22 protein-coding genes and 1 pseudogene are annotated in these 19,497 nt (G+C 69.6%); 4 read left to right on the top strand and 19 right to left on the bottom strand.

Translation table 11 applies throughout. The features are described from left to right. Positions 1–14: 14 nt before the first annotated feature. A complete protein-coding gene (locus ACFQ6X_RS31195) occupies positions 15–542 on the bottom strand; it encodes a hypothetical protein (protein ID WP_383186390.1) in 528 nt (175 codons plus the stop codon). Positions 543–664: 122 nt separating this feature from the next. Continuing rightward, positions 665–1,036 (bottom strand): hypothetical protein, encoded by a 372-nt coding sequence (locus ACFQ6X_RS31190; RefSeq protein ID WP_383186388.1) that lies wholly within the window; start codon positions 1,034–1,036, stop codon positions 665–667. 288 nt (positions 1,037–1,324) lie between these two features. On the opposite strand from ACFQ6X_RS31190, the pseudogene ACFQ6X_RS31185 reads away from it, so the two are divergent. Further along, positions 1,325–1,540: pseudogene (locus ACFQ6X_RS31185) on the top strand (acyl esterase); the annotation flags it as partial. A 77-nt stretch (positions 1,541–1,617) separates the two neighbouring features. On the opposite strand, the gene ACFQ6X_RS31180 reads toward ACFQ6X_RS31185, so the two are convergent. From ACFQ6X_RS31180 to ACFQ6X_RS31160, 5 genes are all read right to left on the bottom strand, one after another. Then, positions 1,618–2,487: an amino acid ABC transporter permease gene (locus tag ACFQ6X_RS31180; protein ID WP_383186386.1), complete on the bottom strand. Its 870-nt coding sequence runs from the start codon at positions 2,485–2,487 to the stop codon at positions 1,618–1,620. Next, complete coding sequence (locus tag ACFQ6X_RS31175) at positions 2,484–3,128, bottom strand: amino acid ABC transporter permease (protein ID WP_383186384.1); 645 nt, start codon at positions 3,126–3,128, stop codon at positions 2,484–2,486. The genes ACFQ6X_RS31180 and ACFQ6X_RS31175 overlap by 4 nt, the downstream gene beginning before the upstream one ends. 13 nt (positions 3,129–3,141) lie before the next feature. Continuing rightward, positions 3,142–4,056, bottom strand: a complete 915-nt coding sequence (locus tag ACFQ6X_RS31170; protein WP_383186382.1) for a glutamate ABC transporter substrate-binding protein — start codon at positions 4,054–4,056, stop codon at positions 3,142–3,144. An 11-nt stretch (positions 4,057–4,067) separates the two neighbouring features. Further along, the gene (locus ACFQ6X_RS31165; RefSeq protein WP_383186380.1) at positions 4,068–4,811 is read right to left on the bottom strand and encodes an amino acid ABC transporter ATP-binding protein; all 744 of its coding nucleotides are present in this window, start codon (positions 4,809–4,811) and stop codon (positions 4,068–4,070) included. Positions 4,812–4,912: 101 nt separating this feature from the next. Further along, positions 4,913–5,374 carry a DUF6278 family protein gene (locus ACFQ6X_RS31160; protein ID WP_383186378.1) on the bottom strand — a complete coding sequence of 154 codons (462 nt, stop codon included), beginning with the start codon at positions 5,372–5,374 and terminating at the stop codon, positions 4,913–4,915. A 108-nt stretch (positions 5,375–5,482) separates the two neighbouring features. Between ACFQ6X_RS31160 and ACFQ6X_RS31155 the strand changes: the two genes are divergently transcribed. Further along, positions 5,483–6,262 (top strand): SDR family NAD(P)-dependent oxidoreductase, encoded by a 780-nt coding sequence (locus ACFQ6X_RS31155; protein ID WP_383186376.1) that lies wholly within the window; start codon positions 5,483–5,485, stop codon positions 6,260–6,262. Between the two features lie 210 nt (positions 6,263–6,472). Here ACFQ6X_RS31155 and ACFQ6X_RS31150 read toward each other — a convergent pair whose 3' ends face one another. Continuing rightward, positions 6,473–7,225: a Clp protease N-terminal domain-containing protein gene (locus ACFQ6X_RS31150; protein ID WP_383186374.1), complete on the bottom strand. Its 753-nt coding sequence runs from the start codon at positions 7,223–7,225 to the stop codon at positions 6,473–6,475. Positions 7,226–7,350: 125 nt separating this feature from the next. Here ACFQ6X_RS31150 and ACFQ6X_RS31145 point away from each other — a divergent pair, with 125 nt between their 5' ends. After that, the gene (locus ACFQ6X_RS31145) at positions 7,351–7,632 is read left to right on the top strand and encodes a mycoredoxin (protein ID WP_383186372.1); all 282 of its coding nucleotides are present in this window, start codon (positions 7,351–7,353) and stop codon (positions 7,630–7,632) included. Between the two features lie 10 nt (positions 7,633–7,642). On the opposite strand, the gene ACFQ6X_RS31140 is transcribed toward ACFQ6X_RS31145, so the two are convergent. The 11 genes from ACFQ6X_RS31140 to ACFQ6X_RS31090 all read right to left on the bottom strand — a co-directional run bounded on the left by ACFQ6X_RS31140 (position 7,643) and on the right by ACFQ6X_RS31090 (position 18,397). Next, positions 7,643–7,864, bottom strand: coding sequence for a hypothetical protein (locus tag ACFQ6X_RS31140; protein ID WP_383186370.1), 222 nt, complete (start codon positions 7,862–7,864; stop codon positions 7,643–7,645). 20 nt (positions 7,865–7,884) lie between these two features. Further along, entirely contained in the window at positions 7,885–8,664 is a 780-nt protein-coding gene (locus ACFQ6X_RS31135) for an exodeoxyribonuclease III (protein ID WP_383186368.1), read from the bottom strand. Positions 8,665–8,722: 58 nt separating this feature from the next. Next, on the bottom strand, positions 8,723–9,370 hold the full coding sequence (locus ACFQ6X_RS31130; RefSeq protein WP_383186366.1) for an MBL fold metallo-hydrolase: 648 nt from the start codon (positions 9,368–9,370) through the stop codon (positions 8,723–8,725). A gap of 12 nt (positions 9,371–9,382) precedes the next feature. After that, entirely contained in the window at positions 9,383–11,437 is a 2,055-nt protein-coding gene (locus ACFQ6X_RS31125) for an alpha/beta fold hydrolase (protein ID WP_383186364.1), read from the bottom strand. A 36-nt stretch (positions 11,438–11,473) separates the two neighbouring features. Then, entirely contained in the window at positions 11,474–12,082 is a 609-nt protein-coding gene (locus tag ACFQ6X_RS31120; RefSeq protein WP_383186362.1) for a hypothetical protein, read from the bottom strand. Positions 12,083–12,147: 65 nt separating this feature from the next. Next, a complete protein-coding gene (locus ACFQ6X_RS31115) occupies positions 12,148–13,314 on the bottom strand; it encodes an ROK family glucokinase (RefSeq protein ID WP_383186360.1) in 1,167 nt (388 codons plus the stop codon). 131 nt (positions 13,315–13,445) lie between these two features. After that, a complete protein-coding gene (locus tag ACFQ6X_RS31110) occupies positions 13,446–14,306 on the bottom strand; it encodes an ATP-binding cassette domain-containing protein (RefSeq protein ID WP_383186358.1) in 861 nt (286 codons plus the stop codon). Beyond that, positions 14,303–15,355: an ABC transporter permease gene (locus ACFQ6X_RS31105; protein WP_383186356.1), complete on the bottom strand. Its 1,053-nt coding sequence runs from the start codon at positions 15,353–15,355 to the stop codon at positions 14,303–14,305. The genes ACFQ6X_RS31110 and ACFQ6X_RS31105 overlap by 4 nt, the downstream gene beginning before the upstream one ends. After that, entirely contained in the window at positions 15,352–16,335 is a 984-nt protein-coding gene (locus ACFQ6X_RS31100; RefSeq protein ID WP_383186354.1) for a sugar ABC transporter substrate-binding protein, read from the bottom strand. Before ACFQ6X_RS31100 ends, ACFQ6X_RS31105 begins: the two co-directional genes overlap by 4 nt. 182 nt (positions 16,336–16,517) lie before the next feature. Next, a complete protein-coding gene (locus ACFQ6X_RS31095; RefSeq protein WP_383186352.1) occupies positions 16,518–17,516 on the bottom strand; it encodes a sugar ABC transporter substrate-binding protein in 999 nt (332 codons plus the stop codon). Between the two features lie 119 nt (positions 17,517–17,635). Then, positions 17,636–18,397, bottom strand: a complete 762-nt coding sequence (locus tag ACFQ6X_RS31090; RefSeq protein ID WP_383186350.1) for a GntR family transcriptional regulator — start codon at positions 18,395–18,397, stop codon at positions 17,636–17,638. Between the two features lie 93 nt (positions 18,398–18,490). Between ACFQ6X_RS31090 and ACFQ6X_RS31085 the strand changes: the two genes are divergently transcribed. Beyond that, a complete protein-coding gene (locus tag ACFQ6X_RS31085) occupies positions 18,491–19,495 on the top strand; it encodes a Gfo/Idh/MocA family oxidoreductase (RefSeq protein WP_383186348.1) in 1,005 nt (334 codons plus the stop codon). Positions 19,496–19,497 lie beyond the last annotated feature (2 nt).

Here is a 19,497-nt window from a genome sequence, read left to right as displayed (position 1 = left end):
GGCCGGCCCGCGAGTCAGGCAACGACGGTGTACCACCCGGTTATCGGGTCGGTCAGCGCCTTGTCGTCGTAGATGCGGAGCTGGACCTCGGTGCCCTCGTCGATGTCGTCGTCAGGGGCGAGCTGAACCTTGTTGGAGTCGATCACCGTCGAGGCGCCCGGTGCCCAGTACTTCTCGTCGACGGCGTTCGTGAACGGGCCTTCGTCCCACTTCAGGCGGACGTAGATCGTGTCGCCGTCGTTGGCGCCGTCGTAGACCCACAGCACATCGTCGTACGGGTGGAACTCGACTTGGGCGACGGTCGTGCTGCCCTTGTATATGTGCATCTTGAGGGCCTTGCCGCCGACGTCACGCTTGAAGAAGGTGCCGGAGAGGTCGTTCGCCCAGTCCTCGAGGACGCAGGTGTTCAGGCACTGGCCGGTGTCCCGGGTCCACACCGTTTTCGAGAGGTCGGCGTTGACGTAGGCGGTGGCCGGGGTAGCGGCGAGCCCGGTGCACACGGCGGCGATACCGAGTGAGAGAACCGCAGACTTGATACGCATGAGCATCGTCCTTGTCCAATCCGTTGTCGAAATTCTGACTGCCTGTGAGCGTCGTCCCTCTCTCCGGGCAGGACCGCCGACGCGTACGGCTGCGCGGTGGAGAAACCGGCAGAAGACCATGCTCAGTCCAGCCACCGCAGCTCTGTGGAGTACACGGTGCAGTCGCTGCAGCCCTTGTGCTCTGCCCTCGTAATGTGACCACCCGAGCTCGAAATCACCGCCTTGGTCGAGCTGTTCACCCACGACGTCCACCCGCTGTAGGTGTAAACGCGGAGCCAGGCGTCGCCCTTGCACGAACCGCCGGCATCCTTTCTGGTTTGCGCGGACGTCGTGCCGACTGCTCCGAAGTACACGGAATCGCAGCTTCTCCTCCACTTGATGTTGTCTTCTCCCGCGGAGATGATTCCGTCAGCGGCGGTGGCGGTGGCGGTGGTTGTGGTGAGCATGAAAGCCGCGGCCACTGTGCCGAGAACTGTTGCAGTACGCCTGAGCATGCTGATCGATCCCCCTACGTGCGTGTACGTTTCGGGCCTTTCAGAACCTGTCCGCTGATTGCGTTGCCGGACATACTGGCACCCGGGTGTTTCCACGGACAGGCACTTGCGGCACAGCTCAAAAGCCCAGGTTGCAGGAATACCAAGGCGGCGGCGGTCACCGATTCCAGGGGTGCCGGCGGGATGAAATGACGTCTCAGGGCACGTTCTTGAGAGACTGTCGTGGTAGTACTCACCGCCGACGAGAACCGAAGTGGCATAGAGGGAAAGACCGCCCGGCGGAAAGGCACCAAGGAGAGCGGCACCCCCGTCGCCTCCTCCGCGACGTGGGCCCGCTCGGCCTCGGCAGACTGGTCGGCAACGCCCCCTATACGTTCCACGGACAGACACCGGCCCGCCCTGATGATCGACACCGTCGATCCGCTCCGTGTCGAGCACGATCCGACCGGCACGCAGCTGACCTTCCCCCCGCTCGGCGCGGAACCGGGGCATGTCCCGGTTCCGCACGAGCGAGAGGTGATCACCGGCTGCTGCCGGGCGGGCACTGCCCTTTCCGGCCGGCCCCGCGGGGCGGCTGTCGGCTACTTCGCGCCCGGCAGGAGGGCCCCTGGTTCGGCGGGGGTCACGCCCACCGCCTTGGTCTTCGGATTGCCCCGCTCCCGTCTGGCCACCCAGGTGGCGAACCAGGAGAGCAGCATGCACATCCCGATGTAGATGGGCGAGATGACCATCACCACGGGGATGAACGGGAGCCCGTAGTCAAGGTTCGAGGCGATCAGCTTGCCCGCGTGGAGGAACTCCTCGTAGGTGATCAGATATCCCAGCGAGGTGTCCTTCAGGGCCACCACCAGCTGGCTGATGATGGTGGGCAGCATGGCGCGCACGGCCTGCGGGGCCAGGACGTAGGTGGTGACCTGTGTCTTGCGCATCCCCAGGGCGTACCCCGCCTCCCGCTGCCCCCGGTCGACCGAGTTGATTCCGGTACGGAAGACCTCGGCGAGCACGGAGCCGTTGTAGAGCGTCAGTCCGGCCACCAGCGCGGGCAGCGGCTGCACCTTCAGCGCGACGAAGATGAAGAAGATCATCACCAGGACGGGCATGGCCCGGAAGAACTCGACCAGCAACGTCGAGACCCAGCGCACCGGACGGTGGACGGACAGCCGCCCGACGGCGAGCACGGCCCCGAGCACCAGGGAGAGCACCGCCGCGTACGCGAACGCCTTGAGGGTGTTGCCGAGCCCGCGGAGCAGCAGCTCCTGGATGCCCTTGTACGTGAAGGGCGCCCACTTCTCGCTGGTGAACTGGTCCGTGTCGAAGAGCAGGTACAGGACCCAGCCGACCAGTGCCAGGATCACGATCGTCGAGATGACCCCGTAGGTGAAGTGTCTCTTGCGGGTGACCGGCCCCGGGATGTCGTAGAGGGCGGTCGCGGAGACGGTGGAGTGGGTCATCGGGCGACTCCCCAGCGCTTCTCCATCACGTTGAAGAGCGCACTGATGGTCAGGGTGATGATCAGGTATCCGACGGCGATCCAGACGAAGGTCCAGATGATGCTGTAGCCGAGTTCGTTGAGGGGCTTGTACACACCGAGCAGCTCGGTGACGCTGAACGCTCCGGCGATCGCGGAGTTCTTGGCGAGGGCGATGAGTGTCGATCCGATCGGCGGGATCACCGAACGGAAGGCCTGCGGCAGCACGACGTTGCTCAGTGTCTGGCCGAAGGACATACCGAGGCTGCGGGACGCCTCGCCCTGGCCCGTGGGCACGGTGTTGATGCCGGAGCGCAGCGCCTCGCAGATGAAGGCCGAGGTGTAGCAGCCGAGGGCGAGGACGGCGAAGACCTGGAACGGCAGCACCAGCCCGAAGCGCGGCAGCCCCAGCAGTACGGCGAAGAAGAGCAGCGTCAGCGGGGTGTTGCGGAGCACCGTCACCCAGACGGTGCCGATCACCCGGAGCGAGCCGACGGGCGCGACCCGGAAGGACGCCATGAGGAAGCCCAGCACGAGCGCCAGGATCGAGGCGTAGACGGTGAGCTCGACGGTGCCGAGGAAGCCGTCGCCGTAGAGGGAGAAGTTCTCTGTGAGTACATCCATGGTGGCCGGCCCCTCAGTTCGCCGGATAGTTGTCGATGGGCGGAGGTGTCGGCGCGGGCACCCCGGACAGGCCCAGCGTGGCCTCGAAGGCCTTCTTCCAGTTGCCGTTCTTCTCGTTCTCTTCGAGGGCGTCGTTGAGGGCGAAGCGCAGCGCGTTGTCGCTGCGCGGGACGCCGATGCCGTAGGGCTCCTCGGAGAAGGGCTTGCCGACGACCTTCATCTCGTCCGGCGCCTTGGCAGCGAAGCCCAGCAGGATGGCGTCGTCGGTGGTGACGACGTCGACCTGGTAGGTCAGGAGGTTGTCGACACAGATCGAGTACGTGTCGTAGGCGACGAGGTCCGCCTCCGGGTAGTCGGCGGCGATGCGCTGGTACGGGGTGGATCCGGCGGCCGAGCAGACGGTCTTGCCCGCCAGGTCCTGCGGCCCCTTGATGTCGTTCTCGTCGGTGCGCACCAGCAGCCCCTGGCCGGCCATGTAGTAGGGCCCCGCGAAGCCGACGAGCTTCTTGCGCATGTCGTTGATCGTGTAGGTGCCGACGTAGTAGTCGATCTGCCCGTTCTGGAGTGCCGTCTCACGGTTCGCGGAGGCGATGGTCCGGAAGCGGATCGTGTCCGGTTCGAAGCCGAGGGACGCTGCCATCATGCGGGCGATCTCGATGTCGAAGCCGGAGTAGATGCCGGTGGCCGGATCCTTCTCGCCGAGGTAGGGCTGGTCCTCCTTGGCACCGACGACCAGGTATCCACGCTTCTTGGCCTTCTTCCAGGTCTTCGACTCGGGCAGCTGGAAATCCGTGTCGACCGTGTACTGGGGCAGTGCCCCGGCCTTCGGTCCCTTGACGGGCGGACTGCCCTCGCGGCCGCAGCCGGCGACGAGCACGGCGAGCAGGAAGCAGGCCAGCGCGGTCGCGAGTCTTCTCGTACGCAGCACGGTGCCCCCTGTCAGTGCTTGAGGATCTTGGACAGGAAGTCCTTGGCGCGGTCGCTCTCCGGGGCGGTGAAGAAGTCCTCCGGAGTGCGGTCCTCGATGATGCAGCCTTCGGACATGAACACCACGCGGTTGGCCGCGGAGCGGGCGAATCCCATCTCGTGCGTGACGACCACCATGGTCATGCCCTCCCGGGCGAGCTGCTGCATGACCTCGAGCACCTCGTTGATCATCTCCGGGTCGAGCGCCGAGGTGGGCTCGTCGAAGAGGAGCGCCTTGGGGTCCATCGCCAGCGCGCGGGCGATGGCGACGCGCTGCTGCTGGCCGCCGGAGAGCTGGGCGGGGAGCTTGTCGGCCTGCGAGGCGAGCCCGACCCGTTCCAGCAGGTCACGGGAGCGCTGGTCGGCCTCGTCCTTCTTGCGCTTGCGGACCTTGATCTGGGCGAGCGAGACGTTCTCCAGCACGGTCTTGTGCGCGAACAGGTTGAACGACTGGAAGACCATGCCGACTTCGGCCCTGAGCTGAGCGAGCCCCTTCCCCTCCTCGGGAAGGGGTGTCCCGTCGATGGCGATGTAGCCGGACTCGATCGTCTCGAGTCTGTTGATGGTCCGGCAGAGCGTTGATTTGCCTGATCCGGAAGGGCCGATGACCACCACCACCTCCCCGCGGCCGACGGTGAGATTGATGCTCTGCAGAACGTGCAACTCTCCGAAATACTTGTGTACGTCCCGCAGCTCGATCAACGGATCGACGGCCATACGCTGCCCTACCCACTTATCGCTGTGTCGAGGTCAGCGCAAACTATCCAGGCCCGCAACGGACTTCTCGCCCGACACGCACCAATAGCGCATAAGGCTGCTTATCGCGCTTTGGGCCCCGGCCCGACCTCCGCCGACTCCGCGTACATCTCCGAGAGCTCGGGGCTGCCCGACATCGCCCAGTCCAGACCCGCCGCGACGACGTCGATCTCCCGGCCCGAAGCCAGGCGCACGACCGGCCGGCCGCCGGCCAGGATGTCCCACACTGCGCCGGGGACGGTGCGCACGAGAACGGTGCCGAGGTACAGGCCCGCGTCGTTGCCCAGCCAGGGCAGTTCCTCCGGGTCGTCGCGCCACAGCGGCGGGAGCTGGTCGAGCGCCGACAACGAGGCCGGACTGTCGTCGAGTTCGAGTCCGGCCTGCCCTGCCCGGGCACGCAGCAGCTCGCATTCTGCGAACAGTTCGGCGATGCCGTCCGGATCGGTTCGGACGGCAGCCGCGAGAGCCACCCCCTGCGTACCGCCCTGACGCTTACGCCAGTTGTCCAGGAAAGGGATGTTCATACCACTAGGATCCCACCTCAGGCCTGTTCCGCGCCGCAGGGCGCGCGACTGTTCCTGATTCGGGACCCGGGACGGGTTGCCGCGGGGCGACGTACATAGGCTGCGGACATGACATCGCAGAACTATCTCTCCGAACTCTTCTCCCTGGACGGCCGGGTCGCCGTGGTGACCGGCGGCAGTTCCGGCATCGGCCGGGCGATCACCGGGGCGCTCGCACACGCGGGTGCGAGTGTCGTGGTCGTGGCGCGCAGGGAGACGGAGTTGAAGCGGACCGCCGACGAGCTCACGGCGGAAGGCTGCCGGGCCGCGTGGGTGAGCGCGGACCTGGGGACGAGCGAGGGAGTGCGCACGGCGGCCGAGGAGGCTGCGGCCGTGTTCGGCGAGCCGGACATCCTCGTCAACTGCGCGGGGATCAATCTGCGGCCGCCGATGGACGAGCTCGACGAGGACGTGTGGGACACCACGATGGCCCTGAACCTCAAGGCCCCTCATCTGCTGGGCCGGCGGTACGGACCGGGCATGGCGGAGCGGGGTTACGGGCGGATCATCCACATCACGTCGCAGCAGGCGCACCGGGCGTTCGTGCAGAGCGGGGCCTACGGGGTCTCCAAGGGTGCGCTGGAGTCGCTCGCCCGCTCGGAGGCCGAGGCCTGGTCCCCGTGCGGCGTCACGTCCAACACCCTGGTGCCCGGCTTCGTCATGACGCCGCTCAACCGGCGGCTGTCGTCCGATCCCGGGAAGGTGGCGGCACTGGCCGCCCGCACGATGGTCGGCCGCAACGGCCTGGCCGAGGACTTCGCCGGTGCCGCGGTCTTCCTGGCGAGTGCGGCCTCGTCGTACGTCACCGGGCAGTCGATCTTCGTGGACGGCGGCTTCTCCGTCCACTGACCGGTACGGGAACGCGCGATGCCGCCCCCGGCGGGGGCGGCATCAAAGGCGTACGGGCGCCCGAGATCGGAGTCGGCGACGGAGACAGGATGCTGGGCCGCCGCACCCACAGCCCGGCCTGAGCCGGACCGCCAGGAATTGAACCTGGGGCGTCTTTTTTCGAGAAAGAAGTATCCGTTGCCTGCGCACCGGGCGCTCGGTGTCCTCACCCTAGCTATCGGCGCCCTCGGCCGCCGCACCTTTTTCCCCGTCGGCGGTCTCCGAGACGACGGTCGCCGTCGTCGCCTCCTTGTCGATGCCCAGCCCCGTGAGGACACCCGAGCCGCCCTCGAACTCCAGCAGGGCCAGCAGGATGTGCTCCGTGCCCACGTAGCTGTGGCCGAGCCGCAGCGCCTCCCGGAAGGTCAGCTCCAGGGCCTTGCGCGCGCCGGCGTCGTACGGGATCAGCTCGGGCACCTCGTCGGACGCGGCCGGCAGGGCGAGGGCTACGGCCTCCCGGACGGCGGCCGGTGACACGCCCTGCCCCGTGATCACCCGTGCGGCGAGGGTGTCGGGATCTCCGAGGAGCCCGAGGACCAGGTGCTCGGTGCGCACCTCGTCGTTGCGGGCCGCATGGGCCTCGTTGTGCGCGGCCACGACGACGTTCCTGGCCTGCTCGGTGAACCGCCCGAATCCCTGACTCGGATCCAGGTCCGCGGTCTCGTCGGGCTTCTTGGCCACGAACCTCTTCTGGGCGGCCTGCCGGGTGACGCCCATGCTCCTGCCGATGTCCGTCCACGAGGCGCCCGAGCGCCGCGCCTGGTCGACGAAGTGGCCGATGAGGTGGTCGGCGATCTCGCCGAGGTGATCCGCGGCGACGACCGCTCCGGAGAGCTGCTCCAGCGCGTCGGCGTGGGTCTTCTTGATCGCCTCGATGAGGTCGTCGAGACGGATGGGAGGGTTGGGCCCGAGCGGCTTCGTCATGGGGGCAACCCTAGGTTGACACCCACGAGGTGTCAACCGACGGTTGACACCTGTCGCCCCTTGCCCCTGCCGCCGCGGCGCGGTTGGCTGAGCCCGATCAACGGACGTGAACAGAGGGGCATTCGATGACCGGGGACCGCGACGGCATGGTTGTCTACTGGCGGCCCGGCTGCCCGTACTGCATGAAACTGCGGCTGCGGCTGCGCTTCTCGGGACTGACGTACACCGAGGTGAACATCTGGAGGGACCCGGAAGCCGCCGCCTTCGTGCGCTCGGTCGCGGACGGCAACGAGACCGTGCCGACGGTCCGGGTGGCTGGGCACGCGATGGTGAACCCGTCCACGCGCGAGGTGGTGCGTGCCGTCACCGAGCACGCCCCGCATCTGCTGCCCACGAAGCGGCGCTGACTCCCGGCCCTCAGAAGAGGCCCTCCTGGTTCACGGGAGCGACAGGGCGCCGGTCGGCGCGCGGGGCGCGCGGTGCGGGTTTCTCCACCCCGAACAGCGGCGGCGTACCGCACTCGGCCGGCTCGGCCGGGATGACGACAGGGCCGGTGCCCACGTCCAGCAGGAGTGGGGCCTCGGGATCGAAATCCGCGGGAGTCATGGCCGTCCAGTCGCGGCCCTCGCGTTCGTTCACCGGACTCCCCCGCCCGGCGCTCAGAGGTCGAGGTCCACGACCACCGGGGCGTGATCGGACGCGCCCTTCCCCTTGCGCTCCTCGCGGTCGACGTAGCTGTCCTTGACGGCCGCGGTGAACGGGGCGTTGCCGTAGACGAGGTCGATGCGCATGCCCTTGTTCTTCGGGAAGCGCAGCTCGCGGTAGTCCCAGAAGGTGTACGGGCGGTCGTACTTGAGCGGTCGGGGCATCACGTCCGACAGCCCCTCCTCGCGGAGCGTGGCCAGCGCGGCGCGCTCGGCGGGGGTCACGTGGGTGGCCCCCTCGAAGAGCGCCGGGTCCCAGACGTCCTCGTCCGTCGGCGCGACGTTGAAGTCGCCGAGGACGGCGAACGGCAGGGTTCCCGCGGCGTCGGCGGCGACCGCCTTCTGCAGGGCCTCGAACCAGCTCAGCTTGTAGGCGTAGTGATCGTGCTCGACCTCGCGGCCGTTGGGGACGTAGACCGACCAGACGCGGACCGGACCGCACGTCGCGGAGATCGCCCTCGGCTCCTGCACGCCCTCGTAGGCGGGCCCGTCGGGCAGGCCGGTCACGACATCCTGGAGGCCCACCCGGGAGACCAGCGCCACCCCGTTCCACCGGCCCGTGGCGTTCACGGCGGACTCGTAGCCCAGCTCACGCAGTGCTTCGGCGGGGAACTGCTCGGCCGTGCACTTGGTCTCCTGGATGCACAGCACGTCCGTGCCGGTGCTCTCCAGCCAGGCCAGCAGCCTCGGGAGCCGGGCGGTGATCGAATTGACGTTCCAGGTGGCAATGCGCATGCAGTAAACCTATCCGCTCCCACTGACAGTCGTCCCACGGTCCGCCGCTCCCGGCGGGTCAGAGCCGGGTCGTGTCCCCCGGAGTCAGCCGGCCGTGGTCGGCTCCGCCCAGGCCGCCGATCTGCCGGTCGTAGATCGGGCGGGCGAGATCGGTGAGCAGGGCGTCATGGATGTCGATCGCGCGGCGCGGCTTCACCTCACGTACGTAGTCGATGACCTCCGAGATCTTGTTCCAGGGGGCCATCACCGGCAGCATCAGCGTGTCCACGGGGTGGTCCGGCACCGTCAGGGCGTCGCCCGGATGGAAGACCGAACCGCCCACCAGGAAGCCGATGTTGGTGACCCTCGGGATGTCCGGGTGAATCACCGCGTGCAGCTCGCCGTGCACCTGTACGTCGAACCCGGCGGCGGAGAACGTGTCGCCGTGGCCGACCGTGTGGACCCGCCCGGGGAACGCGGCGGAGAGCTGCCCGGCCACGCTGCGCAGGGTCCACACCTGCGCGGCCGGGTTGGACTCCAGCCCCGCCCGCACCCGGGCCTCGTCGAAGTGGTCCGGGTGCTCGTGCGTCACCAGGACCGCGTCGGCGCCGACTGCGGCGTCGTCCTCCGAGAAGCCGCCGGGGTCGATGACGAGCGCCTGGCCGTTCCGCTCCAGCCGGATGCAGGAGTGCGTGTTCTTCGTGAGGGTGAGAGACGGTGCGTTCATACCCACATCCTGCTACGCGGGAGGTGTGGTTTCCTCCTGGATCACGGACTGCGCGATGGCAAATGCGGCGCCGGCAGCCGGGATGCCGCAGTAGACGGCCGTCTGGAGCAGCACCTCCTTGATCTCGACGGGGGTGAGTCCGTTGCGCAGCGCGGCCCTTACGTGCTGCGCAAGGCTCTCCAGATGTCCGGAGCCGACCACGGCGGTGAGCGTGACGCAGCTGCGGGCCCGGCGGTCGAGGCCCTCACGGTTCCAGATCTCGCCCCAGGCGTAGCGGGTGACGAGCTCTTCGAAGTCGTCGGTGAAGGCGTCCGACGCCGCCGTGGCGGCGTCCACATGGGCGTCGCCGAGCACCTCGCGCCGGATCTTCATCCCGCTGTCGTACCGGTCCGGCCGGCCCATCGTGGCCGCTTCGGGTCCGGGAGTCGCGGATCCGATCTCCGCGACGGGCACCACGGGCACGAAAGAAGCGGCGAGCCCCGGGGCTGCCGGTACCGGGATCGAGGCCAGGGTGTCCTGCCAGGCCGTGGAGAAGTGCATGAGGAGCAGATCGGTGACGGCGCCGGGCTGCTCGACGGGGGCCAGGTGGGAGGCTCCGGGGACGAGGGCGAGCCGGGCGTCCGGGATGCCGGCGACGAGGGTGCGCGCCTCCGCGGGTCCGGTGACCTTGTCCTCGGCGCCGACCAGGACGAGGGTCGGGACGCCGATCCGGGAGAGCTCCGTACGGATGTCGAAGGCGGCCAGGGCCTCGCAGGAGGCGATGTAGCAACCGGGGTCGGTCGTACGCACCATCTGGACGGCCCACTCGACGATGGCCGGCTGGGCGGCGGCGAAGTGGGGGGTGAACCAGCGCTCCGGGGCCGTGCGGGCGATCGGCTCCAGACCGTTGCTGCGGACGATCACGCCACGCTGCCGGAATTCGTCGGCGGTGCCGAAACGGGGCGAGGCGGCGACCAGCACGAGCGAGGCGACCCGGTGCGGGTGGCGCAGCGCGAGGTCGGCGCCCACCGCGCCGCCGATGGAACAGCCTGCGTACCCGAAGCGCTGGACGCCCACGCTGTCCAGTGTGGCGAGCAGACGGTCGGCGAGGTCGGTGACGGCCGCCGCGGGGTGTGCGGGGGCTCCGCCGTGCCCCGGCAGGTCGTACCGGAAGATTCTCCAGTGCTGCGAGAGCTCGGGTATCTGGCGGTCCCACATGTGCCAGGTCGTGCCGAGGGAAGGACCGATGACCAGGACAGGCGCATCGTCCGGCCCGTCGAAGCGGTACTGGAGCAGCTGCCCCGCCTGCGAGCCCTGGGGCTGCGCGCCCTGCTGGCCCTGGGGCTGCGGGATCTGCGGGCTCTGGGGCTGCTGGTCCAGCTGGCTCTGCGGCTGCGCGCCCTGCTGGCCCTGGGGCTGCGGGATCTGCGGGCTCTGGGGCTGCTGGTCCAGCTGGCTCTGGGGCTGCGGGATCTGCTGGCCCTGGGGCTGCTGGCCGTGCGGCGCCTGCGTGTGCTGCGGGGCGCTGTGCGTCGCCTGCGGCAGCCCGGGGTACAGCGGTGTCTGCGGGAGCCCCGGCTGCCGCGACGGCTCCGCGTGCTGCGGGCCCTGCGACGGCCCGGGGTACTGCGGAGGCGGGGCATGCTGCGGCGTCCGGGCCGGCTGCGCCTCCAGCGGGGCCCCTGGGTACGGCTGGAGCGGCCGGAGCAGCTCACCCTGCAGGGGTGCGAGCTGCTCCGCCGAAAGCGGCTGAGTGGTCTCGACGGACGGACCCGGCTCCGCGTGCTGCGGGCCCGGTGGCGTACCGAGGTGCTGCGGCGGGACGACCTCCCCGTGCACCGGTGCCGCGCCGGCGTACTGCTGCCCGGGTATCGCCTGCGGGATCCGCTGGATCAGCCCGTCCTGCACCGGCAGTGCGGCCGTCTGCGGCACGCCGTCCCGGTGCGGGGGCTGCGGCGCCGGACCCTGCGCGGGGCCGGGCTGCCGGGCCTGCTCGCCCTGTCCGGGGTTCACGGGCTGCGGGGGCTGCGGTTGCAAGGGGTGGGGGGCTTGGGCGGGCTGCGGGGTCGTCTCGCTCACTTCACTCACTCGCTCCAGGGTAATGAGCCGCCCGGCCGCTCCCCGTCAGGGGGTCGCCGCAGACACGACGTAGACGACCGGGGCGGCCGGGTCCGTCATGTTGACGGTGATGTCCTGCGTGGGGCGCGGGTCCTTGTTCTTGTGGACGGTTCCCGCCCAGTCGACGCCCGGCCCGAAGTACCAGCCGGTGATCTTGACATCGCGTTCGCCGATGGTGACCTTGCCGGTCTCCAGCGCCGCGCGCCCGGTCCCGACTCCGCTCAGGAACCGGTCGAGTCCTGCGGATGTCGTACGGAACTTCACGTACATCCGGCTGGCCTTCCAGTTGTTCGTCTCGTAGTACTGGACGCCGACCGCATTGCCGGGGATCGGCAACTCGAAGATCCGGCGCTGCATGCCGGACGGCCAGCTCTCGCGCAGTCCCTGCGCGGCGGCCTCGGCCTCCTTGTCCTTGCCCGAGCGCCGGCTCTGGCCGGCGGAGATCACCAGGTAGCCGGCCGGGATGCCGATCAGCAGCACGATGATCGTCAGGGTGATGATCCGTCGGCGGATCACCCGGCGCCGGTCCGGCGGAGGAGTCCCGTCACCGCCGGAAATCGAAGAACCGGAAGATGGGGACTGGCGCGGCACGGCGCGGTGCTCGGCTGCGGTCATGGTCGGTGGTCCCTCGAGGCTACGGTGCGGAGTTGCGGAGTACGGGTGGCCAAAGGTGCCGCTGATCAGTCGGCGGCGCGGGTGCTCCGCGAGTTGCGGATGGTGCTCGCCGCCTGGTCGTAGAACTGCGCGTACCGCTCGTACCGCTCGACGCGCCGGCGATTGGTCCGGCGGAATCTGCGGGCGACCAGGCGTGCCAGGTCCGCGGCGCCGACCATACCTGCCTCCGGGCCGAGCTGGGCCTTCGCGATCCGGGCCTCGGGGCGGTAGCCGCGGCCGGTGAGGTGGCGCTTGAAGGCGTCCCTGGCCGGGCCGATCAGGAGGTCGTCCGCCGCGCTGACACCGCCGCCGATGACGAAGCAGGACGGGTCCAGCGCGGCGGCGAGGTTGGCGATGCCGACACCCAGCCACTGGCCGATGTCCTGGAGGAGCTCGACGCACATCGCGTCGCCCTCGCGGGCCAGTTCGGTGATGAGCGGTCCGGTGATGTCGGGGATGTTGCCCTTGACCCGCTCGATGATGCCGTGCGCCACCGGGGAGTCCGCCGCGGCCAGTTCCCTGGCCTCGCGCACCAGGGCGTTGCCCGAGCTGTACTGCTCCCAGCAGCCGCGGTTCCCGCACGGGCAGCGGTGCCCGCCGGGCACCACCTGCATGTGCCCGAACTCACCCGCGACGCCGTACTTGCCGCGCTTGACGTGCCCGTCCTCCAGGATCGCGCCGCCGATACCGGTGCCCAGCGTGATCATGACCAGATGGTCCTCGCCGCGGCCGGCGCCGAAGCGCCATTCCGCCCAGGCCGCCGTGTTGGCGTCGTTGTCGACCATGACGGGGACCACGAGGCGGGAGGCGATGGCGTCCCGGAGGGGTTCGTCGCGCCAGGCCAGGTGCGGGGCGAACAGCACCTTGGAGCGGTCCGCGTCGACCCAGCCCGCCGCGCCGATGCCGACGGCGTGCACGTCGTGCCGGTCGGAGAGGTCCAGGACCAGTTCGACGATGGTGTCCTCGACGACCTTGGGGCTCTTGGACTTGTCCGGCGTCTCGGTGCGCAGGGTCTCCAGGATGTTGCCGTCGGCGTCGACGACGCCGGCCATCACCTTCGTACCCCCGATGTCGATGCCGACGGTGGGGACGCGGGGCGCTGTGAGGTGCGAGCGCCGCTCCCGGGTTCCTACGGTCCGCAGGACGGTGGCGCGGGCGGAGCCGCGGTGTGCGAAGTCGCGGTACGTGCTCATCGTCCCTGCGCAGGTCGGGGGGCCGGCTGGTCGTTCTTCCGGCGGCGGACGGTGCCCGCCGTGCTCGATTCTGCCATTCCCGGGCCCCCGGAACCGCTGGACGGCCCGGGGGCGGGGAACATCATGGACGGCTACGGGGTGTCGTCGCCGGCCGGACGGCCGCCGATGTGGTCCGGCGCGGGGGCCCGCTCGAGCTCGTGGCTGAGCTCCTCCAGCTCGCTGCCACCGGCCATCTGACGGGTCAGTTCGTCGAGCGTGATGCTGTCCCGGGTGTGGCTGCCGGACATCGTGCCGCGCTTGAGCAGGACGAAGCGGTCGCCCACGAGGTAGGCGTGGTGCGGGTTGTGCGTGATGAGAACCACGCCGAGCCCCGCGTCCCGGGCGGCCGCGACGTACTTCAGCACGACACCGGACTGCTTGACGCCGAGCGCCGCGGTGGGCTCGTCCAGGACGAGGACCCTGGCGCCGAAGTACACGGCGCGGGCGATGGCCACGCACTGGCGCTCACCGCCGGACAGGGTGCCGATCGGCTGGTCGACGTCCCGCAGGTCGATGCCCATGCGCAGCAGCTCCGCGCGGGTCGTCCTGCGCATCAGCTCCACGTCGAGGCGCTTGAAGGGGCCGGCCCCCTTCGTCGGCTCGGAGCCGAGGAAGAAGTTGCGCCAGACCGGCATCAGCGGGACGACGGCGAGGTCCTGGTAGACCGTGGCGATGCCCCGGTCCAGGGCGTCGCGCGGGTTGGCGAGCGTGGTCTCCTCGCCGTCGATCAGGAATGTCCCGGAGTCGTGCCGGTGCAGTCCCGCAATGATCTTGATGAGGGTGGACTTGCCCGCGCCGTTGTCCCCGAGGACACAGGAGATCTCGCCCGCGTGGACCTCCAGCGAGACGTTCTCCAGGGCCTTGATGTTGCCGTAGAACTTGCTGACGTGCTCGAGCGCGACGAGCGCCCGCTGGGCCGTGTCCCGGGGAGCCGGATCCTGGGGGGCCGTCATTTCGTCGCCTCCGCGCGCTTGCGTACCCATGCGTTGAGCAGGGTGGCCAGGAGCAGCATCGCTCCCAGGAAGAACTTGAACCAGTCGGGGTTCCACTCCGCGTACACGATGCCCTTGCTGGTCATGCCGAAGATGATCGCGCCGACCGCGGACCCGATCGCGGACCCGTAGCCGCCGGTGATGAGACAGCCGCCGATGACGGCCGCGATGATGTACGTCAGCTCGTTGCCGACGCCCTCGCCCGACTGCACCACGTCGTAGGAGAACAGCAGGTGCTGTCCGGAGACCCAGGCGGCGAAGGCGACACCGAGGTAGAGCCCGACCTTCGTACGGATCACCGGTACACCGACGGCCCGCGCGGCGTCGGCCTCGCCGCCGACGGCGAAGATCCAGTTCCCGAAGCGGGTGCGGAGCAGGATCCAGGTGGCCACGGCGACGATCACCACCCACCACAGGATGGTGACCTTGAGCTCGATGTCGCCGATCGTGAGGTGGGAGGCGAAGACCTTGCGGGCCGAGTCGAAGCCCTCCATGTCGCCGATCGCCTTGGTCGACACGGTGCCGCTGATCAGCTTGGTGAAGCCGAGATTGAGGCCGGTCAGCATCAGGAACGTGCCGAGCGTGATGATGAAGCTGGGCAGTTTCGTGCGGGTCAGCATGAACCCGTTGAACGCACCGAAGCACAGGGTGACCAGCAGCGACACGAAGACGCCGACCCAGACGTTGGCCGTCATCTGGTAGCTGAACATCGAGGAGATCAGCGCGGAGCTGGTCACCATCACACCGGCGGAGAGGTCGAACTCGCCGCCGATCATCAGGAGGGCCACGGGCGCCGCCATGATCCCGATGGTGGACGCCGCGTACAGCACCGTGCCGAAGCTGGACATCTGCAGGAAGTTGTCGGCGACGATCGCGAAGAAGAGGAAGACGGCCACGGCGCCGACGACGGAGCCGAGCTCGGGTCGGCCGAGGAGCCTGCGCAGCGGTGAGGTGCGCACCAGCCGTTCGTCGGTCTTCTCCGGGGCCACCGGTTGCCCGGTCGCTGTCATCGGGTCCCCCGCTTCGTGTACTCGGCGAGCTCGTCGGCGTCGTCGGCGGTGATGATCTGCGGGCCGGTCAGGACGGGCAGGCCTCCGCCGAGCACGTTGCGGTTGTACCGGTAGAGCCAGAGCAGGTCGACGGCCTCGTACCCCTGGAGGTAGGGCTGCTGGTCGACGGCGAAGCCGAGCGTCTTGTTCTGCAGGCCTGTGGCGACACTGGCGTTCAGGTCGAAGGTGTCGATCTCGGCCTTGCTGCCCGCGGTCTGCTTCGCCTTGACCGCGGCAGCGGCGAACGGGGCGCCGAGGGTGACGACCGCGTCGATGCTCTTGTCGGCCTCGAGCTTCGCCTCGATGGAGGCCTGGACGTCGGGCATGTTGGTGCCGTCGACGTACAGGTTCTGCATCGTGCCGTCGAAGCTCTCCTTCGCTCCGCCGCACCGCTGTTCATGGCCGACGTTGCCCTGTTCGTGCAGGACGCAGAGCGCCTTCTTGCGGCCCCGCTTGTCGAGCTCGTCGCCGACGGCCTCGCCCGCGATGGCCTCGTCCTGCCCGATGTGGGTGAGGGCGCCGAAGGCCTTGGACTCGGCGGAGCCGGAGTTCACCGTGATCACGGGGATGCCGGCCTTGGTGGCCTTGGCGACGACGGCCTTCATCGCGTCGGGCTTGGCCAGCGAGACGATCAGCCCGTCGACGCCCTTGTCGATCGCGGTCTGGACGAGCTGGGCCTGCTGCTGCGCCTCGTCGTTGTGCGAGTAGAGGAAGTTGATGTTGTCCTTGAGGGCTGCCTGCTCGGCGCCCTTCTGGACGATGTCCCAGAAGGTGTCGCCGTCGCCCGAGTGGGTGACCATGGCGAAGGTCCAGCGGGGCGTGTTCACCGCGGACCGGCCCTCTGCGGCCTCCTCGGCCGCGCGCTCCTCCGCCCGCTTGCCACCGGTGCTGCTGCATCCCATGAGGGAGGCTCCCAGCACCGCTGCCAGCACGGCCCCCATCGCACGTACCCCTGTCCGAACCCTTGCCACGACGCCGTGCCCTTCTTGTGCTGCTCGCTGTGCTGCCTGGTGGAGCCGGGGAGAGTGGACTCCCGGCCCGGCCGCCCAAGTATCCCCGAGCCGGTGCCGCCGTCGCTCGGCAGGGGCTCGGCGGCGATTCGGCACGGCCACGGCCCGGCCCGTCATCGGGTTCCGCGAGCGGTGTACTTCTCGAGCAGGGGTACGTCGTCGGCGGTGACGATCGCGGGACCGGTGAGTACGGGCTTCCCGCCGCCGATGACGTTTCCGTTGGACCGGTTGAGCCAGAGCTCGTCGACGGCGAGGTAGCCCTGGAGGTAGGGCTGCTGGTCGACGGCGAAGCCGATCTCCTTCGCCTTCAGCTGCTTGACGACCTCGGCGTTGAGGTCGAAGGTGTCGATCTCGGCCGTGCTCCCGGCGCCCTCCCTGGCCTTGACCGAGGCGGCGGCGAAGGGGGCGCCGAGGGTGACGACCGTGTCGATGCCCTTGTCCGCCTGCAGCTTCGCCTCGATGGAGGAGGTGGCGGCGGGCATGTTCGTGCCTTCGACGCCGAGGTTCTCCACCGTGCCGCCGAACGTCTTCTTCACGCCCGCGCAGCGCTCCTCGAGGGACACGTTGCCCTGTTCGTGGATGACGCACAGGGCCTTCTTCCGGCCGCGTCCGTTGAGCTCCTCGCCGACCGCCTGGCCCGCGACCGCCTCGTCCTGCCCGATGTGGCTGATGGCGCCGACCGCCTGGGAGTGCTGCGCGCCCGAGTTGATGGTGACGACGGGGATGCCGGCCTTCACGGCCTTGGCCACCACGTCCCGGACGGCTTCCGGTTTGGCGAGGGTGACGACGATTCCGTCGACTTTCTGGTCGATGGCGGCCTGGACGAGCTGGGCCTGCTCCTTGCCCTCCTTGTTGGCCGAGTAGAGGAAGTCGACGTTGTCCTTGGCCGCGGCCTGCTCGGCGCCCTTGCGGACGATGTCCCAGAAGGTGTCGCCCTCGCCCGAGTGCGTGACCATCGCGATCCTCATCTCCGGGGTGGAGACACCCCGGGGGCCTTTCGGGGCGCCGTCCCCGGAGTCGGCCTCGGAGTCCTTGCCGCCGGAGCCGCTGCATCCGGCGACCGCGAGGGCGCATACGGCGATCAGGACTGCTGCCGTGCGAGTCGTACGCATCGTGGGCCCGCCTTCTCTCCCGGCCGCCCGAGTGCGGCTGGGGGAGTTCTAGCGGTCTTGCATGATCACGTCAAGAGTTTGTCCGAACATTCTTACGCAGGAGGGGGCGGGAGGAGAGCTCAGGGCCGTACGAGCAGCTGGAATTCGAACGCGTACCGCGAGGCACGGTAGACGTGGGAGCCGAACTCGACTGCCCGGCCTCCGTCGTCGAACGTGGTCCGCTCCATCGTCAGCAGCGGCGCCCCTTCGGCCTCGGTGAGCCGTTTCGCCTCCTCCGCGGTCGCGGCCCGCGCCCCGACGGACTGGCGGGCGCTGTGCAGCGTGATCCCCGACAGGCGCATCATCCGGTAGAGCCCGGTCGACTCCAGCCGCTCGGTGGTCAGGTCGAGCAGGTCCGGGGGCAGATGGTTGCGCAGGAGGGCCATGGGCTCGTCGTGCGCGTAGCGCAGCCGTTCCACGAGATGGACGTCGCTGCCCTCCTCGACGCCGAGCGCCGCGGCGACCTCGGCCGTCGCCGCCGCGACGGTGTTGCGCAGGACCCGGGTCGCGGGGTGCTGACCGGCCGCCTCCAGATCGTCGTAGAGGCTGCTCAGCTCGAGCGGGCGCTTGATCCGGCTGTGGACGACCTGGGTGCCCACACCCCTGCGGCGCACCATCAGCCCCTTGTCGACGAGCGACTGGATGGCCTGGCGGACGGTGGGCCTGGACAGGCCGAGCCGTGCGGCGAGTTCCAGCTCGTTGCCGAGGAGGCTGCCGGGTGTGAGCCGGCCCTGCTCGATGGCCGCCTCCAGCTGCTGGGCCAGCTGGTAGTAGAGCGGGACGGGGCTGGTGCGGTCCACGCCAAGCCCCAGAGCGGCGGAGTCGGCGGTGGGTTTGGACACGGCAGGGAGCGTACCCCGTCCCGCACCACAGCACCCTTCAATTTGTCAGGACATATAGTTGACAGGGCATCCGGCGGGCGGCACGTTGGGTCCATGCGCATCGGACTCATCGGCACCGGCAGGATCGGCTCCTTCCACGCGGGCGTCCTGGCACGCCATCCCGGGGTCGACACCCTGGTGGTGACGGATCCCGACGCGGCCCGTGCCGCACAGGTCGCAGGCACGACGGGGGCCACGGCCCTCGCTTCCGCCGCCGACGTCCTCGGCGCGGGGGTGGACGCCGTGGTGATCGCCTCGGCCACCTCCGCGCACGCGGAGCTCATCGGACGGGTGGCACGGGCGGGTCTGCCCGCCTTCTGCGAGAAGCCGATCGCACTGGACCTGCCGGGGACGCTCAGCGCACTGCGCGAGGTCGACCGGGCGGGCACTGTGCTCCAGCTCGGTTTCATGCGGCGGTTCGACCCCGGTTACGCCGCGGCACGCGCGGCCGTGCGCGGCGGCGCTCTGGGCAGGCTGCACACCGTACGGGCGACGACCTCCGACGCCGCTCCGCCGCCCGCCGCGTATCTGCCGCTCTCCGGGGGCCTGTTCAGGGACTGCCTCGTGCACGACTTCGACATCCTGCGCTGGGTGACGGGCCGTGAGGTGACCGAGGTGTACGCCACCGGGTCGGACGCCGGGCACCCGATGTTCCGGGCGGCGGGCGATGTCGACACGGCGGCCGCCCTGCTGACCCTGGACGACGGAACACTCGCCTCGGCCACCGCCACCCGGTGCAACGGGGCGGGATACGACGTACGGATGGAACTGGCGGGCGAGCAGGACCAGATCACGGTCGGCCTCGACGACCGTACGCCGCTCACGTCGGCCGAGCCGCAGGGGCCCGCGGCTCCCGACAAGCCGTGGCCGGGCTTCCTGGAGCGGTTCGCCGCGGCGTACGAGGCGGAGCTGGATGCCTTCGTACGCGTCGTCCGCGGGGAACTGACGAACCCCTGCGACGGCCGGGAGGCGCTGCACGCCCTGCGCATCGCCGAGGCCTGCGAACTGTCGCGCCGCGAGCGCCGCCCCGTGATGATGACCGAGCTCGCCGGGGGCTGACG

It is taken from the genome of Streptomyces sp. NPDC056452 (genome assembly GCF_042796085.1).
In the GTDB taxonomy this organism is placed as follows: Bacteria; Actinomycetota; Actinomycetes; order Streptomycetales; family Streptomycetaceae; genus Streptomyces.
Note: the sequence above shows the minus strand (reverse complement) of the source record. Positions and strands in the feature narration are given on the sequence as shown.